Source organism: Streptomyces sp. NPDC002104 (assembly GCF_053593795.1).
Map to the genome: position 1 here is coordinate 50,567 of NZ_JBSFDF010000043.1, position 16,700 is coordinate 67,266.

Below are 16,700 nucleotides of genomic sequence, written 5' to 3' on the forward strand. Positions count from 1 at the left end.
GCCCCGGCCCGCCCATGCTCTGTCCCCTGCACGGGGCCGGTACGGACCCCACCCGGCTGGTGGGACGCACGATCCGAAGGGTCGTCGCGTCCTGGCACATCAGCGACGGCGAACGCTCCGAGGCGCCCCTCGACGTCTGGCTCTTCGACAGCGACGGGGAGTCCACCCGGATCACCACCGGGTCCGACGCCTGCCTGATCGTGGAATCCGAGACGCCGCACGAGCCCTACGACATGGGGGAGTGGGGCCGCATCGAGGTCGGTGAGGACCTCGGGGACCACCCCTTCCTGCGCCACCTCGGCGACACCGTGGAATCGGTCGCCGAGTTCGCGCTGCCCGCGCAGGGGCGCACGCACCTGGAGATCGGCTTCCCGGACGGCGCGCGCGTGCGCGCCGACTGCCACGAGGGCGACCTGCGGCTCACGCGCTGAGGCACCGCGGCCCCGCCGGGGCGCTACGTGGTGATCCAGTGGTCGATCCCGGCCAGCAGTTTCTCCTGCACGTCGGAGGGCGCCGCGCTGCCGCGCACCGACTGGCGGGCCAGCTCCGCGAGCTCCGCGTCCGTGAAGGCGTGGTGCTCGCGGGCGATCTCGTACTGGGCCGCGAGCCGGGACCCGAAGAGCAGCGGGTCGTCCGCGCCCAGGGCCATCGGGACCCCGGCCTCGAAGAGGGTGCGCAGCGGGACGTCCTCGGGGCGCTGGTACACCCCGAGGGCCACGTTGGACGCGGGGCAGACCTCGCAGGTGATCTGCCGGTCGGCGAGCCGTTTGAGCAGGCGGGGATCCTCGGCGGCGCGGACGCCGTGCCCGATCCGGGCGGCGTGCAGATCGTCGAGGCAGTCGCGGACGGAGGACGGACCGGTGAGCTCCCCGCCGTGCGGGGCCGCGAGCAGTCCGCCCTCGCGGGCGATGGCGAAGGCCCGGTCGAAATCGCGGGCCATGCCGCGGCGCTCGTCGTTGGAGAGGCCGAAGCCGACGATGCCGCGGTCGGCGTAGCGGACGGCGAGCCGGGCCAGGGTGCGGGCGTCCAGGGGGTGCTTCATGCGGTTGGCGGCGATGACGACGCGCATGCCGAGACCGGTCTCGCGGGAGGCGGCGTCCACGGCGTCGAGGATGATCTCGACGGCCGGGATCATCCCGCCGAGGAGGGGGGCGTAGGAGGTGGGATCCACCTGGATCTCCAGCCAGCCGCTGCCGTCGCGCACGTCCTCCTCCGCGGCCTCGCGGACCAGGCGGCGGATGTCGTCGGGCTCGCGGAGGCAGGAGCGGGCGGCGTCGTAGAGCCGCTGGAAGCGGAACCAGCCGCGTTCGTCCGTGGCGCGGAGCTTTGGTGGCTCGCCGGAGGTGAGGGCGTCCGGGAGACGGACGCCGTACTTGTCGGCGAGCTCCAGCAGGGTCGACGGGCGCATCGAGCCGGTGAAGTGCAGGTGGAGGTGGGCCTTGGGCAGAAGCGTGAGGTCTCGTACGTGCTCCATTTGTTGATCCTGCCGTACTTGTCACCCGATCGGCAGCCCGATTCCCTGAACGGGACCTTGCCCGAACGCAAATCCGGGGTGGACGGGGCCAGGGTGCTGCTGCGCGGGGTTGTCCCCTACCCGCCCTTCGCCCGTTCCCCGGGGCTCCGCCCCGGACCCCCGCTCCTCAAACGCCGGAGGGGCTGGATATGCCTGAGCGGCGGCTCCCCATGCCGGGGGAGCCGCCGCTCAGGCCTGGTTGCGGGCCGCTCTAGGCCTTCGCCTCCGCCAGGAGCTTCTGGATGCGGGAGACGCCCTCGACCAGGTCCTCGTCGCCCAGGGCGTAGGAGAGGCGCAGGTAGCCGGGGGTGCCGAAGGCCTCGCCGGGGACGACCGCGACCTCGGCCTCGTCCAGGATCAGGGCCGCGAGCTCGACGGAGGTCTGCGGGCGCTTGCCGCGGATCTCCTTGCCGAGCACGTCCTTGACCGCCGGGTAGACGTAGAAGGCACCCTCGGGCGTCGGGCAGAAGACGCCGTCGATCTCGTTCAGCATCCGCACCATCGTCTGGCGGCGGCGGTCGAAGGCGGTGCGCATCTCGTGGACGGCGTCCAGGTTGCCGGAGACGGCGGCGAGCGCCGCGACCTGCGCCACGTTGGAGACGTTGGAGGTGGCGTGCGACTGGAGGTTGGTCGCGGCCTTGACCACGTCCTTCGGGCCGATGACCCAGCCCACGCGCCAGCCCGTCATGGCGTACGTCTTGGCGACGCCGTTGACGATGATGCACTTGTCGGCCAGCTCGGGAACGATCGCCGGGAGGGAGACGAACTTCGCGTCGCCGTAGACCAGGTGCTCGTAGATCTCGTCGGTCAGGACCCACAGGCCCTTCTCGACGGCCCAGCGGCCGATCGCCTCGGCGTCGGCCTCGGAGTAGACGGCGCCGGTCGGGTTCGACGGGGAGACGAAGAGGACGACCTTCGTGCGCTCGGTGCGCGCCGCTTCGAGCTGCTCGACGGAGACCCGGTAACCGGTGGTCTCGTCGGCGACGACCTCGACCGGGACACCGCCGGCGAGACGGATCGACTCGGGGTACGTGGTCCAGTACGGGGCCGGGACGATGACCTCGTCACCCGGGTCCAGGATGGCCGCGAACGCCTCGTAGATCGCCTGCTTGCCGCCGTTGGTCACCAGCACCTGGGACGCGTCGACCTCGTAGCCGGAGTCGCGCAGCGTCTTCGCGGCGATGGCGGCCTTCAGCTCGGGCAGACCGCCGGCCGGCGTGTAGCGGTGGTACTTGGGGTTGCGGCAGGCCTCGACCGCGGCGTCGACGATGTAGTCCGGGGTCGGGAAGTCGGGCTCACCCGCGCCGAAACCGATCACCGGACGCCCGGCGGCCTTGAGGGCCTTGGCCTTGGCGTCGACGGCGAGGGTGGCGGACTCGGAGATGGCACCGATACGGGCGGATACGCGGCGCTCGGCGGAAGGCGTTTCAGAGGTCATGCGGCCAATCGTCCCAGACGCGAATCGAGCGCCGCACTCCGTTTCAGTTACCGGACGGAAGCTCTCCGGACGGTGCTGTTCGACGTCAGGGCCCGGACCACGTACACTCAACCGTCGTTGGCCCTCGCCGAACGCTGCAGAGCGTGAGCACACCGTGCACTCGTCTGGATGCGGTAGGTTGGGACACGCAAAGGGTCGTAGCTCAATTGGTAGAGCACTGGTCTCCAAAACCAGCGGTTGGGGGTTCGAGTCCCTCCGGCCCTGCTCCACACTCCTTCTCGGACGTGTGTGCGCAGGTACGTACTTAGATGCAGTGCCGTGCGGCGCAACCGGGCGCGGCTACGGCCACGACCCGGATTCAGGTGAGAGACGTGACGGACGCCCTGGGCTCCATCGACATGCCTGACGCCGAGGATGACACTCGCGAGAAGAAGGCCCGCAAGGGCGGCAAGCGCGGCAAGAAGGGCCCTCTGGGTCGGCTCGCGCTGTTCTACCGCCAGATCGTCGCGGAACTCCGCAAGGTTGTTTGGCCCACTCGCAACCAGCTGACGACGTACACCACTGTGGTGATTGTCTTCGTCGTCATCATGATCGGTCTGGTGACCGTGATTGACTATGGGTTCCAGGAAGCCATCAAGTTCGTCTTCGGCTGATCCCCGCGGAGGGCGGCGCCTTGATGGGTGCCGCCCGTTTTCGCATGTTCGACCACCTTTTGTATCCAGGAAGAAGCAGCCACCGTGTCTGACCCGAACCTGAACGCGAGCCCCGACTCCGTCGAGTCCGTCGAGGACGCGCTCGACATCGTCGAGGCTGCAGACGCTGTGGACCCCGACGAGGCCGAGCTCGCCGACGCCGAGGCGGGTGTCGCCGCCGAAGAGGCCGCGCTGCACGTCGAGGGTGAGGTCGACGCCGAGGCCGAGGACGACGCGGAGGCCGAAGAGGCCGACGACGAGTCCGACGACGAGGACGACGACGAAGAGGCCTCCGCCGAGGTCTCCGACGAAGACGCCGCTGACGAAGACGCCTCCGACGACGAGGACGACGCGGAGGCCGTCGAGGCCGCCGACGCCGAGCCCGCCGAGCCCGTCGACCCCATCCAGGCCCTGCGCGAAGAGCTGCGCCTCCTGCCCGGCGAGTGGTACGTCATCCACACGTACGCCGGCTACGAGAAGCGCGTGAAGGCCAACCTGGAGCAGCGCGCCGTCTCGCTCAACGTCGAGGACTTCATCTACCAGGCCGAGGTGCCCGAGGAAGAGATCGTCCAGATCAAGAACGGCGAGCGCAAGAACGTCCGGCAGAACAAGCTGCCCGGTTACGTTCTCGTCCGCATGGATCTGACGAACGAGTCCTGGGGCGTCGTCCGCAACACCCCGGGTGTCACCGGCTTCGTGGGCAACGCGTACGACCCGTACCCGCTGACCCTGGACGAGATCGTCAAGATGCTCGCCCCGGAGCTGCAGGAGAAGGCCGCCAAGCTGGCAGCGGAAGAGGCCGGTCTGCCGGCTCCCGCCGTCAAGCGCGCCATCGAGGTCCTCGACTTCGAGGTCGGCGACTCGGTCACCGTCACCGACGGCCCGTTCGCGACGCTGCAGGCGACCATCAACGAGATCAACCCGGACTCGAAGAAGGTCAAGGGTCTCGTCGAGATCTTCGGCCGCGAGACCCCGGTCGAGCTCAGCTTCGACCAGATCCAGAAGAACTGATCCACAGCCCTTCTGGCACGAGCTTCCGGACAGGTCAGATTGCCCCCTTGCGGGCGGTCTGACCTGCTCGGTTTTCAGCCTCGCACCGATACCCGTTATCGTGGTGCGGTATGCCTCCATCCGGATGACCGGATTGGCGGCGAAAACTCTCACTAGGACCCGGAGAGAGCAATGCCTCCCAAGAAGAAGAAGATCACGGGGCTTATCAAGCTCCAGATCAAGGCCGGTGCGGCCAACCCGGCTCCGCCGGTCGGCCCCGCGCTCGGTCAGCACGGCGTCAACATCATGGAGTTCTGCAAGGCCTACAACGCCGCGACCGAGTCGCAGCGTGGCATGGTCGTGCCGGTGGAGATCACGGTCTACGACGACCGCTCCTTCACCTTCATCACCAAGACGCCGCCGGCCGCGCGCCTCATCCTGAAGAGCGCCGGCGTGGAGAAGGGCTCTGGCGAGCCGCACAAGACGAAGGTCGCGAAGCTCACGCGTGACCAGGTCCGTGAGATCGCCACGCTCAAGATGCCCGACCTGAACGCCAACGACATCGACGCGGCCGAGAAGATCATCGCCGGCACCGCGCGTTCGATGGGCATCACGGTCGAAGGCTGATTCAGCCACCCCAGCACCACAGTGGTAGGGCCAAGCGCTGGTCCGCACCACGACTCCACACCTGAAGCCACAACACAGGAGCAGAAGTGAAGCGCAGCAAGACTCTCCGCGCTGCGGACGCCAAGGTCGACCGGGAGAAGCAGTACGCCCCGCTCGAGGCCGTCCGTCTCGCCAAGGAGACCTCCACCACGAAGTTCGACGGCACCGTCGAGGTCGCCTTCCGCCTGGGTGTAGACCCGCGCAAGGCCGACCAGATGGTCCGCGGCACCGTGAACCTCCCGCACGGCACCGGCAAGACCGCCCGGGTCCTGGTCTTCGCGACCGGTGACCGTGCTGCGGCCGCGGAAGCCGCCGGCGCCGACATTGTCGGCGACGACGAGCTCATCAACGAGATCGCCAAGGGCAACCGCCTCAACGAGTTCGACGCCGTTGTCGCCACGCCGGACCTCATGGGCAAGGTCGGCCGCCTCGGCCGCGTGCTCGGTCCCCGTGGCCTGATGCCGAACCCGAAGACCGGCACCGTCACGATGGACGTCGCGAAGGCTGTCACCGAGATCAAGGGTGGCAAGATCGAGTTCCGCGTCGACAAGCACTCGAACCTGCACTTCATCATCGGCAAGGTCTCCTTCTCCGATGAGCAGCTGGTCGAGAACTACGGCGCGGCGCTGGACGAGATCCTTCGTCTGAAGCCGTCCGCCGCGAAGGGCCGCTACATCAAGAAGGCCGCCCTCAGCACCACCATGGGCCCCGGCATCCTGCTGGACCAGAACCGCACCCGGAACCTCCTCGTCGAGGAAGACCCGGCTGCTGTCTGATCAGCCCCGAGCCCCAGGGCTCTGAGCCTCACGGCTCGCTGAACGGCCGAATCCGGGCCCTTCGCCCCCTTTCCGGGGGGCGGGGGGCCCGGATTTTTTGGTCGGTGGGCACGGCCCGCTCGCGCCCTAACCCGCTCGACAGGCGATCCAGGCGTGGTTCAGAGTGGACTGCCTGCTTGTGGGCAGGCGGTTCCCGAGTGCAATGCCAAGCGCAGCACAGACGTGCAGGACCAAGACGTGCAGGACCAAGGGGTGGGGAAATGAAGAAGAAGTCCGTATGGACGCGAGCCGGTGTCTCGGTGGCCGCGGTGACCGTCATGGTCGGCGTCGCGGGATGTCAGGACGGCTCCACGAAGGCCGCCGACGAGCCCGCGGCGAAGTCCCCGGCCGCGGCGCAGCAGAGCCCCGCCGAGGCCGTCCAGGCCGCCTACAAGAAGACGGCGGCGGCGAAGTCGGCCAAGGTCCGCATGACGATGAAGATGCCGGCCGACAGCAAGACCGGCGGCGGCACGGTGGAGCTCTCCGGGGTCCAGGGGTGGGACCCGGCCGTCATGGACATCACCATGAAGGGCTCCATGTTCAAGGAGCTGGCCGGCGCCGGGGGCGGGGAGGTCCCCGAGGCCATCCGCATGGTGGTCGCGAACAACGTCATGTACATGGACATGGGCACCGCGAACGCCGCCCAGCTGGACGGCAAGCGCTGGATGAAGCTGGACCTGAACGCCGCCGCGCAGGCCGGGGGCGGGAGCCCCGCCGGCCTCGGCGGCCTGGGCAACATGAACCAGGACCCGGCCCAGCAGATCGCGCTGCTGCTCGACTCGAAGAACCTCAAGCACGTCGGTACCGAGCAGGTCGAGGGCGCGGCCGCGGAGCACTACCAGGGCACGCTGAGCTTCGAGGAGATGCTCGCCGCCAACGAGTCCACCAAGCTGCTCTCCGAGGCCGACCGCGCGGCGCTGGTCGAGAACGTCAGGAAGGCCGGCCTCAAGGGCTACGACACGAACCTGTGGGTCAACAAGGAGGGCTACCCGGTCCGCATGAGCGTCTCCATGGAGATGACCGGCGGCAAGCTGGACCTGGACGCCTACTACTCGGACTACGGCGCGGCGGCCACCGTGCAGACCCCGGCCGACGGCGAGACCTTCGACCTCTTCGCGATGCTCAAGCAGATGGGCGGGGCGGGCTCCGGCGCCTGACCCGCCTGACCCGGCGGGCCTTCACGGGCCCCCGCTGACCGATTTGCCTGACCGGCGAACGTTCACGTACTCTTCCGGAGAAGCCAAAGACCGCTGGTCGTTGCCGTGCCCGCAAGGGGGCGGTGGCCGAAGGATCCGCTAACCGCGGACGTCCTGCGCAGGTGTTCAAGGAAAGTTCCCGGAATCCGTTCCGGTTGAGCTACGCCCTGGCGCCTGCGCCGGGGCGTTTCGTGTTTATGCCCCTTCTGAGCGGTCCTCATCACCCGGAAGGAGGCCGACGCACTATGCCGACGCCCAACAAGGCTGCCGCGGTAGCCGAGCTCACGGACCAGTTCCGCGACTCGAACGCCGCCGTGCTGACCGAGTACCGGGGTCTCACCGTCGCGCAGCTCAAGACGCTGCGTCGCTCTCTCGGTGAGAACGCCCAGTACGCCGTGGTGAAGAACACGCTGACCAAGATTGCGGCCAACCAGGCCGGGATCACCGCGCTGGACGAGCACTTCGCTGGTCCCACCGCGGTCGCCTTCATCACCGGTGACCCGGTGGAGTCGGCGAAGAGCCTGCGTGACTTCGCCAAGGAAAACCCGAACCTCATCATCAAGGCGGGTGTCCTTGATGGTAAGGCGCTCACCGCCGATGAGATCAAGAAGCTTGCGGACCTCGAGTCCCGCGAGGTTCTGCTCAGCAAGCTGGCCGGCGCGTTCAAGGGCAAGCAGTCTCAGGCTGCCTCGCTCTTCCAGGCGCTGCCGTCGAAGTTCGTCCGCACTGCGGAAGCGCTTCGCGTCAAGCTCGCCGAGCAGGGCGGTGCCGAGTAATTCGGCTCGCGCACTGATCCACGCCGCCTAGTGCGTGGGTCAAAGCGGGCCGTTACGCCCGCCTCTATATACATCCGGCACCTGCCGATTTAGTGGAAGGATCGCCCATCATGGCGAAGCTCAGCCAGGAAGACCTGCTCGCTCAGTTCGAGGAGCTCACCCTCATCGAGCTCTCCGAGTTCGTGAAGGCGTTCGAGGAGAAGTTCGACGTCACCGCCGCCGCGGCCGTCGCCGTTGCCGGTCCGGGTGCCCCGGTTGCCGCTGAGGCCGCCGAGGAGCAGGACGAGTTCGACGTCATCCTCGAGGGCGCTGGCGACAAGAAGATCCAGGTCATCAAGGTCGTGCGCGAGCTCACCTCCCTGGGCCTCAAGGAGGCCAAGGACCTCGTCGACGGCGCTCCGAAGCCGATCCTCGAGAAGGTCGCCAAGGAGGCCGCTGACAAGGCTGCCGAGTCCCTCAAGGCTGCCGGCGCGTCTGTGACCGTCAAGTAACACCTCTGGGCCCCTTCTGGGACCCTTTCAAGGGGCGATCACCCGTAAGGGTGGTCGCCCTTTGGCGTACCCGGAGTGCCTGACTTGCCCCTGTCTCGTTGGGGAGTAGGGTGATCTTCGTTGCTCTGCGGCAGGGTCCTTCGATGATCCGCTCGGAGCAGGGGGCCTTGACGAACGGGACGCGGCGCGCAATTCTCAGATCCGTCGTGAGATCGGCAGGCCCGATCCGAGATCCGAGGCATGGATCGGGTCCGTATCGGGCATGGATCGACTACGAAGAGGGCAGTACTGCTACGCGCTCTGTATGCGAGCCGGGCGGGACGCACGGTTGTTTCAACGACATGGGGAAGGCCTGTTGCCGGTTTCCGGAAACCTGGTCTGGACATCAGTGAGCCTAGTGGCTACACTGACCCTTTGCGCTGCCTGTTAGCTGCCCCCTGCCCGTCGCCAGGGGCATGCCCACGCATGAGCACACTTGATTGAACGGCCCTGAGCTGGTCCTTTTGACCAGATGGGGGGCGCTTGTCTTCTGTGTCAGCTGGGACCGGTACGCGCGTAGTGAGTCCGAGCCCTCGGAAGGACCCCCTCTTGGCCGCCTCGCGCAACGCCTCGACCAATACGAACAACGGTGCCAGCACCGCCCCGCTGCGCATCTCCTTTGCAAAGATCAAGGAGCCCCTCGAGGTTCCGAACCTCCTGGCGCTGCAGACCGAGAGCTTTGACTGGCTGCTCGGCAACGCCGCCTGGAAGTCTCGCGTCGAGTCGGCGCTTGAGAGCGGACAGGACGTTCCCACCAAGTCCGGTCTGGAAGAGATCTTCGAGGAGATCTCGCCGATCGAGGACTTCTCCGGGTCGATGTCGCTGACGTTCCGCGACCACCGTTTCGAGCCGGCGAAGAACTCGGTCGACGAGTGCAAGGACCGCGACTTCACGTACGCGGCGCCGCTTTTCGTCACTGCCGAGTTCACGAACAACGAGACCGGAGAGATCAAGTCTCAGACGGTCTTCATGGGCGATTTCCCGCTCATGACCAACAAGGGCACCTTCGTCATCAACGGCACCGAGCGTGTCGTCGTGTCGCAGCTCGTCCGTTCCCCCGGTGTCTACTTCGACTCCTCCATCGACAAGACGTCCGACAAGGACATCTTCGCCGCCAAGATCATCCCGTCCCGGGGTGCCTGGCTCGAGATGGAGATCGACAAGCGCGACATGGTCGGTGTTCGCATCGACCGCAAGCGCAAGCAGTCCGTCACCGTCCTCCTGAAGGCTCTCGGCTGGACCACCGAGCAGATCCTCGAGGAGTTCGGCGAGTACGAGTCCATGCGCGCCACCCTGGAGAAGGACCACACCCAGGGCCAGGACGACGCGCTGCTCGACATCTACCGCAAGCTGCGTCCGGGCGAACCGCCGACCCGCGAGGCCGCTCAGACGCTGCTCGAGAACCTCTACTTCAACCCGAAGCGCTACGACCTCGCCAAGGTCGGCCGCTACAAGGTGAACAAGAAGCTCGGCGCCGATGAGCCGCTGGACGCCGGCGTGCTCACCACCGACGACGTCATCGCGACCATCAAGTACCTGGTCAAGCTGCACGCCGGTGAGACCGAGACCGTCGGTGAGTCGGGTCGTTCGATCGTCGTCGAGACCGACGACATCGACCACTTCGGCAACCGTCGTCTGCGCAACGTCGGCGAGCTCATCCAGAACCAGGTCCGTACGGGTCTGGCTCGTATGGAGCGCGTCGTCCGCGAGCGGATGACGACCCAGGACGTCGAGGCGATCACGCCGCAGACCCTGATCAACATCCGGCCGGTCGTCGCCTCCATCAAGGAGTTCTTCGGCACCAGCCAGCTGTCGCAGTTCATGGACCAGAACAACCCGCTGTCGGGTCTCACCCACAAGCGCCGTCTGTCGGCGCTTGGTCCCGGTGGTCTGTCCCGTGAGCGGGCCGGCTTCGAGGTCCGAGACGTTCACCCGTCGCACTACGGCCGCATGTGCCCGATCGAGACCCCTGAAGGCCCGAACATCGGTCTGATCGGCTCGCTCGCGTCCTACGGCCGCGTCAACGCGTTCGGTTTCGTCGAGACCCCGTACCGCAAGGTCATCGACGGTGTCGTCACCGACGACGTCGACTACCTGACGGCCGACGAGGAAGACCGCTTCGTCATCGCCCAGGCCAACGCCGGCCTGTCCGACGACATGCGCTTCACGGAGAACCGCGTACTGGTTCGCCGTCGTGGCGGCGAGATCGACTACATCGCCGGCGACGACGTCGACTACATGGACGTCTCCCCGCGCCAGATGGTGTCCGTCGCCACCGCGATGATCCCCTTCCTGGAGCACGACGACGCCAACCGTGCCCTCATGGGCGCGAACATGATGCGCCAGGCCGTTCCGCTCATCAAGGCGGAGGCGCCGCTCGTCGGCACCGGCATGGAGTACCGCTGTGCGGTCGACGCCGGTGACTCGATCCGTGCGGAGAAGGACGGTGTCGTCCAGGAGGTCTCGGCCGACTACATCACCGTCGCCAACGACGACGGCACGTACACCACGTACCGCGTCGCCAAGTTCTCCCGCTCGAACCAGGGCACCTCGGTCAACCAGAAGGTCATCGTCAACGAGGGTGACCGGATCATCGAGTCCCAGGTCCTCGCCGACGGTCCCGCGACCGAAGAGGGCGAAATGGCCCTCGGCAAGAACCTGCTCGTCGCGTTCATGCCCTGGGAAGGTCACAACTACGAGGACGCGATCATCCTGTCGCAGCGCCTCGTACAGGACGACGTCCTCTCCTCGATCCACATCGAGGAGCACGAGGTCGACGCCCGTGACACCAAGCTGGGCCCCGAGGAGATCACCCGGGACATCCCGAACGTCTCCGAGGAGGTCCTGGCGGACCTCGACGAGCGCGGCATCATCCGCATCGGTGCGGACGTCGTCGCCGGCGACATCCTGGTCGGAAAGGTCACGCCCAAGGGCGAGACCGAGCTGACCCCGGAAGAGCGCCTGCTCCGCGCGATCTTCGGTGAGAAGGCCCGCGAGGTGCGTGACACCTCGCTCAAGGTTCCTCACGGTGAGATCGGCAAGGTCATCGGTGTCCGCGTCTTCGACCGCGAGGAGGGCGACGAGCTTCCCCCGGGCGTGAACCAGCTGGTCCGCGTCTACGTCGCCCAGAAGCGCAAGATCACCGACGGTGACAAGCTCGCCGGCCGCCACGGCAACAAGGGTGTCATCTCCAAGATCCTTCCGATCGAGGACATGCCCTTCCTTGAGGACGGCACGCCGGTCGACATCATCCTGAACCCGCTGGGTGTCCCGTCCCGAATGAACCCGGGACAGGTCCTGGAGATCCACCTCGGCTGGCTCGCCAGCCGCGGCTGGGACGTCTCCGGCCTCGCGGAGGAGTGGGCCGAGCGACTGAAGGCCATCGGCGCCGACCGCGTCGAGCCCGGCACCAACGTCGCCACCCCGGTGTTCGACGGTGCCCGCGAGGACGAGATCTCCGGCCTGTTCGAGCACACCATCCCGAACCGCGACGGCGACCGCCTGGTCCTCCCGTCCGGCAAGGCGCGTCTGTTCGACGGCCGCTCCGGCGAGCCGTTCCCGGAGCCGGTCTCGGTCGGCTACATGTACATCCTGAAGCTCCACCACCTGGTCGACGACAAGCTCCACGCCCGGTCGACCGGTCCGTACTCGATGATCACGCAGCAGCCGCTGGGTGGTAAGGCGCAGTTCGGTGGCCAGCGCTTCGGTGAGATGGAGGTGTGGGCGCTCGAGGCTTATGGCGCCGCTTACGCCCTCCAGGAGCTCCTGACCATCAAGTCCGATGACGTGACCGGCCGCGTGAAGGTCTACGAGGCCATCGTCAAGGGCGAGAACATCCCCGAGCCGGGCATTCCCGAGTCCTTCAAGGTGCTCATCAAGGAAATGCAGTCGCTCTGCCTCAACGTGGAGGTGCTGTCCTCGGACGGCATGTCCATCGAGATGCGCGACACCGACGAGGACGTCTTCCGCGCGGCGGAGGAGCTCGGTATCGACCTGTCCCGGCGTGAGCCGAGCAGCGTCGAAGAGGTCTGACGGGCCTGGCGGGGGGCTCGCTCAAGAGCCCCCCGTCATCCCCGGGACCGTTCAGACCATGATTGAGACTCGACCCCGAAAGAGGGATTGACGCACAGTGCTCGACGTCAACTTCTTCGACGAGCTGCGGATCGGCCTTGCCACCGCGGACGACATCCGAACCTGGTCCCACGGCGAGGTCAAGAAGCCGGAGACCATCAACTACCGCACCCTCAAGCCCGAGAAGGACGGACTCTTCTGCGAGAAGATCTTCGGTCCGACCCGGGACTGGGAGTGCTACTGCGGTAAGTACAAGCGTGTCCGCTTCAAGGGCATCATCTGTGAGCGCTGTGGCGTCGAAGTCACGCGCGCCAAGGTGCGCCGCGAGCGGATGGGCCACATCGAGCTTGCCGCTCCCGTCACCCACATCTGGTACTTCAAGGGCGTTCCGTCGCGTCTTGGCTACCTGCTGGACCTCGCGCCGAAGGACCTCGAGAAGGTCATCTACTTCGCCGCGTACATGATCACGTTCGTGGACGACGAGCGCCGCACCCGCGACCTCCCGTCCCTGGAGGCGCACGTCTCCGTCGAGCGCCAGCAGATCGAGAACCGGCGCGACTCGGACCTCGAAGGCCGCGCGAAGAAGCTCGAGACCGACCTGGCCGAGCTCGAGGCCGAGGGCGCGAAGGCCGACGTACGCCGCAAGGTGCGCGAAGGTGCCGAGCGCGAGATGAAGCAGCTCCGTGACCGCGCCCAGCGCGAGATCGACCGCCTCGACGAGGTGTGGGCCCGCTTCAAGAACCTCAAGGTCCAGGACCTCGAAGGTGACGAGCTGCTCTACCGCGAGCTGCGCGACCGCTTCGGTACGTACTTCGACGGCTGCATGGGCGCCGCGGCGCTCCAGAAGCGTCTGGAGTCCTTCGACCTCGACGAAGAGGCCGAGCGCCTCCGCGAGATCATCCGTACCGGCAAGGGCCAGAAGAAGACCCGTGCGCTCAAGCGCCTCAAGGTCGTCTCCGCGTTCCTGCAGACCAGCAACAAGCCCAAGGGCATGGTTCTGGACTGCGTGCCGGTGATCCCGCCGGACCTGCGTCCGATGGTGCAGCTGGACGGTGGCCGCTTCGCGACCTCCGACCTGAACGACCTGTACCGCCGCGTGATCAACCGCAACAACCGTCTGAAGCGCCTCCTCGACCTCGGTGCCCCCGAGATCATCGTGAACAACGAGAAGCGCATGCTTCAGGAGGCCGTCGACGCCCTCTTCGACAACGGTCGTCGTGGTCGTCCGGTCACCGGTCCCGGTAACCGCCCGCTGAAGTCCCTGAGCGACATGCTCAAGGGCAAGCAGGGTCGATTCCGTCAGAACCTCCTCGGCAAGCGCGTGGACTACTCCGCGCGTTCCGTGATCGTCGTCGGCCCCCAGCTGAAGCTGCACCAGTGCGGTCTGCCGAAGGCCATGGCGCTGGAGCTCTTCAAGCCGTTCGTGATGAAGCGCCTGGTCGACCTGAACCACGCGCAGAACATCAAGTCGGCGAAGCGCATGGTCGAGCGCGGCCGCACGGTCGTCTACGACGTGCTCGAAGAGGTCATCGCCGAGCACCCGGTTCTGCTGAACCGTGCGCCCACGCTGCACCGCCTCGGCATCCAGGCCTTCGAGCCCCAGCTGGTCGAAGGCAAGGCCATCCAGATCCACCCGCTCGTCTGCACCGCGTTCAACGCGGACTTCGACGGTGACCAGATGGCCGTGCACCTGCCGCTTTCGGCAGAGGCGCAGGCCGAGGCCCGCATCCTGATGCTGTCCTCGAACAACATCCTGAAGCCGGCCGACGGTCGTCCCGTCACCATGCCGACCCAGGACATGGTGCTGGGTCTGTTCTTCCTCACCACCGACGGCGAGCTCCGTGACGTCAAGGGCGAGGGCCGTGCGTTCGGCTCGACCGCCGAGGCGACCATGGCGTTCGACGGCGGCGAGCTGGCTCTCCAGTCGGCCGTGGACATCCGCTTCCCGGTGGGCACCATCCCGCCGCGCGGCTGGGTGGCCCCGATCGCCGAAGAGGGCGAGCAGGAGTTCCAGCCGGGCGACAGCTTCCGTCTGCGGACGACCCTGGGCCGCGCGCTCTTCAACGAGCTGCTTCCCGAGGACTACCCGTTCGTCGACTACTCGGTGGGCAAGAAGCAGCTCTCCGAGATCGTCAACGACCTGGCGGAGCGCTACCCCAAGGTGATCGTGGCGGCGACGCTCGACAACCTGAAGGCGGCCGGCTTCCACTGGGCGACCCGTTCGGGCGTCACCGTGGCCATCTCCGACGTCGTCGTGCCCGAGGCCAAGAAGGCCATCGTCAAGGGCTACGAGGAGCTGGACGAGAAGGTCCAGAAGCAGTACGAGCGCGGTCTGATCACCAAGGACGAGCGCACGCAGGAGCTCATCGCGATCTGGACCAAGGCGACCAACGAGGTTGCCGAGGCGATGAACGCGAACTTCCCCAAGACGAACCCCATCTTCATGATGGTTGACTCGGGTGCCCGAGGAAACATGATGCAGATGCGACAGATCGCCGGTATGCGTGGTCTGGTGTCGAACGCGAAGAACGAGACCATCCCGCGTCCGATCAAGGCGTCCTTCCGTGAGGGCCTCACCGTTCTGGAGTACTTCATCTCCACGCACGGTGCCCGTAAGGGTCTGGCGGACACCGCCCTGCGTACCGCCGACTCGGGTTACCTCACCCGTCGTCTGGTGGACGTCTCGCAGGACGTCATCATCCGCGAGGAGGACTGCGGCACCGAGCGCGGCCTGAAGCTGAAGATCGCCGTTCGCGGCGAGGACGGCGTGCTGCGCAAGGCCGACGACGTCGAGACCTCGATCTACGCCCGCATGCTGGCCGAGGACGTCGTCATCGACGGCAAGGTCATCGCGCCGGCCAACGTCGACCTCGGTGACGTCCTCATCGACGCCCTGGTCGCCAACGGCGTCGAGGAGGTCAAGACCCGCTCGGTCCTGACCTGTGAGTCCGCGGTCGGCACCTGTGCCTTCTGCTACGGACGCTCGCTCGCCACCGGCAAGCTGGTCGACATCGGTGAGGCGGTCGGCATCATCGCCGCCCAGTCCATCGGTGAGCCCGGTACCCAGCTGACGATGCGTACCTTCCACACCGGTGGTGTGGCCGGTGACGACATCACGCAGGGTCTGCCGCGTGTCGTCGAGCTCTTCGAGGCCCGTACCCCGAAGGGTGTCGCCCCGATCTCCGAGGCCGCCGGCCGCGTGCGGATCGAGGAGACCGAGAAGACGAAGAAGATCGTCATCACGCCCGACGACGGCAGCGAGGAGACGGCCTTCCCGATCTCCAAGCGCGCCAAGGTCATCGTCGGCGAGGGCGACCACGTCGAGGTCGGCCAGAAGCTGACCATGGGTGCCACCAACCCGCACGACGTGCTGCGCATCCTCGGCCAGCGTGCGGTCCAGGTCCACCTGGTCGGCGAAGTCCAGAAGGTCTACAACTCGCAGGGCGTGTCGATCCACGACAAGCACATCGAGATCATCATCCGGCAGATGCTGCGCCGCGTGACGATCATCGAGTCCGGCGACGCGGAGCTCCTGCCGGGCGAGCTGGTCGAGCGGTCGAAGTTCGAGACCGAGAACCGTCGTGTGGTCACCGAGGGCGGTCACCCCGCCTCCGGCCGTCCGCAGCTGATGGGTATCACCAAGGCCTCGCTCGCGACCGAGTCCTGGCTGTCGGCGGCGTCCTTCCAGGAGACGACCAGGGTTCTGACGGACGCGGCGATCAACGCCAAGTCCGACTCCCTGATCGGCCTCAAGGAGAACGTCATCATCGGTAAGCTCATCCCGGCCGGTACGGGCCTCGCCCGCTACCGCAACATCCGGGTCGAGCCGACCGAGGAAGCCAAGGCCGCGATGTACTCGGCCGTCGGCTACGACGACATCGACTACTCGCCCTTCGGCACCGGCTCCGGCCAGGCGGTCCCGGCCGCCACATCCGCCCCGACCCCGCCGAGTCCCTGCGGGTGTTCCGGGCGCTGGCCGGCGAGATCCACGTCCACCAGGACGGGCGCCGAGG

The 16,700-nt window shown here is 67.0% G+C and carries 12 protein-coding genes and 1 tRNA gene; 11 read left to right on the forward strand and 2 right to left on the reverse strand.

The window, feature by feature from the left end:
* Positions 1-14: 14 nt before the first annotated feature.
* On the forward strand, positions 15-431 hold the full coding sequence (locus ACWCP2_RS28895; protein ID WP_266880597.1) for a hypothetical protein: 417 nt from the start codon (positions 15-17) through the stop codon (positions 429-431).
* 23 nt (positions 432-454) lie between these two features.
* Here the strand turns inward: ACWCP2_RS28895 and ACWCP2_RS28900 are convergent, their stop codons facing one another.
* Positions 455-1,474, reverse strand: a complete 1,020-nt coding sequence (locus tag ACWCP2_RS28900; RefSeq protein WP_450911505.1) for an adenosine deaminase — start codon at positions 1,472-1,474, stop codon at positions 455-457.
* 250 nt (positions 1,475-1,724) lie between these two features.
* Entirely contained in the window at positions 1,725-2,951 is a 1,227-nt protein-coding gene (locus ACWCP2_RS28905) for a pyridoxal phosphate-dependent aminotransferase (RefSeq protein WP_266955932.1), read from the reverse strand.
* 191 nt (positions 2,952-3,142) lie between these two features.
* On the opposite strand from ACWCP2_RS28905, the gene ACWCP2_RS28910 reads away from it, so the two are divergent.
* The 10 genes from ACWCP2_RS28910 to ACWCP2_RS28955 form a co-directional block, all read left to right on the forward strand.
* Positions 3,143-3,215 (forward strand) — tRNA-Trp (locus ACWCP2_RS28910).
* A gap of 107 nt (positions 3,216-3,322) precedes the next feature.
* Entirely contained in the window at positions 3,323-3,604 is a 282-nt protein-coding gene (secE, locus tag ACWCP2_RS28915; RefSeq protein WP_030298162.1) for a preprotein translocase subunit SecE, read from the forward strand.
* Between the two features lie 84 nt (positions 3,605-3,688).
* The gene (gene nusG / locus ACWCP2_RS28920) at positions 3,689-4,654 is read left to right on the forward strand and encodes a transcription termination/antitermination protein NusG (RefSeq protein WP_450911506.1); all 966 of its coding nucleotides are present in this window, start codon (positions 3,689-3,691) and stop codon (positions 4,652-4,654) included.
* A gap of 171 nt (positions 4,655-4,825) precedes the next feature.
* Complete coding sequence (gene rplK, locus ACWCP2_RS28925) at positions 4,826-5,260, forward strand: 50S ribosomal protein L11 (RefSeq protein ID WP_053682632.1); 435 nt, start codon at positions 4,826-4,828, stop codon at positions 5,258-5,260.
* 86 nt (positions 5,261-5,346) lie between these two features.
* Positions 5,347-6,075: a 50S ribosomal protein L1 gene (rplA, locus tag ACWCP2_RS28930; RefSeq protein ID WP_266955928.1), complete on the forward strand. Its 729-nt coding sequence runs from the start codon at positions 5,347-5,349 to the stop codon at positions 6,073-6,075.
* A gap of 260 nt (positions 6,076-6,335) precedes the next feature.
* Entirely contained in the window at positions 6,336-7,271 is a 936-nt protein-coding gene (locus ACWCP2_RS28935; RefSeq protein ID WP_450911507.1) for a hypothetical protein, read from the forward strand.
* Between the two features lie 284 nt (positions 7,272-7,555).
* Positions 7,556-8,086: a 50S ribosomal protein L10 gene (gene rplJ, locus ACWCP2_RS28940; protein WP_215023401.1), complete on the forward strand. Its 531-nt coding sequence runs from the start codon at positions 7,556-7,558 to the stop codon at positions 8,084-8,086.
* Positions 8,087-8,196: 110 nt separating this feature from the next.
* Positions 8,197-8,577: a 50S ribosomal protein L7/L12 gene (gene rplL / locus ACWCP2_RS28945; protein ID WP_330298069.1), complete on the forward strand. Its 381-nt coding sequence runs from the start codon at positions 8,197-8,199 to the stop codon at positions 8,575-8,577.
* Positions 8,578-9,165: 588 nt separating this feature from the next.
* Complete coding sequence (gene rpoB / locus ACWCP2_RS28950) at positions 9,166-12,648, forward strand: DNA-directed RNA polymerase subunit beta (protein ID WP_450911508.1); 3,483 nt, start codon at positions 9,166-9,168, stop codon at positions 12,646-12,648.
* Between the two features lie 97 nt (positions 12,649-12,745).
* Positions 12,746-16,700, forward strand: a 3,955-nt coding sequence (locus tag ACWCP2_RS28955) for a DNA-directed RNA polymerase subunit beta' (protein WP_450911509.1), incomplete at its 3' end; no start/stop codon positions are given.

Excerpts from the sequence above, each read along its gene's own strand:
- rplK (WP_053682632.1), top strand. The coding sequence starts at position 4,826 with ATGCCTCCCAAGAAGAAGAAGATCACGGGGCTTATCAAGCTCCAGATC.
- ACWCP2_RS28935 (WP_450911507.1), top strand. The coding sequence starts at position 6,336 with ATGAAGAAGAAGTCCGTATGGACGCGAGCCGGTGTCTCGGTGGCCGCG.
- ACWCP2_RS28895 (WP_266880597.1), top strand. The coding sequence starts at position 15 with ATGCTCTGTCCCCTGCACGGGGCCGGTACGGACCCCACCCGGCTGGTG.
- rplL (WP_330298069.1), top strand. The coding sequence starts at position 8,197 with ATGGCGAAGCTCAGCCAGGAAGACCTGCTCGCTCAGTTCGAGGAGCTC.
- ACWCP2_RS28900 (WP_450911505.1), bottom strand. The coding sequence starts at position 1,474 with ATGGAGCACGTACGAGACCTCACGCTTCTGCCCAAGGCCCACCTCCAC.
- ACWCP2_RS28905 (WP_266955932.1), bottom strand. The coding sequence starts at position 2,951 with ATGACCTCTGAAACGCCTTCCGCCGAGCGCCGCGTATCCGCCCGTATC.
- rplJ (WP_215023401.1), top strand. The coding sequence starts at position 7,556 with ATGCCGACGCCCAACAAGGCTGCCGCGGTAGCCGAGCTCACGGACCAG.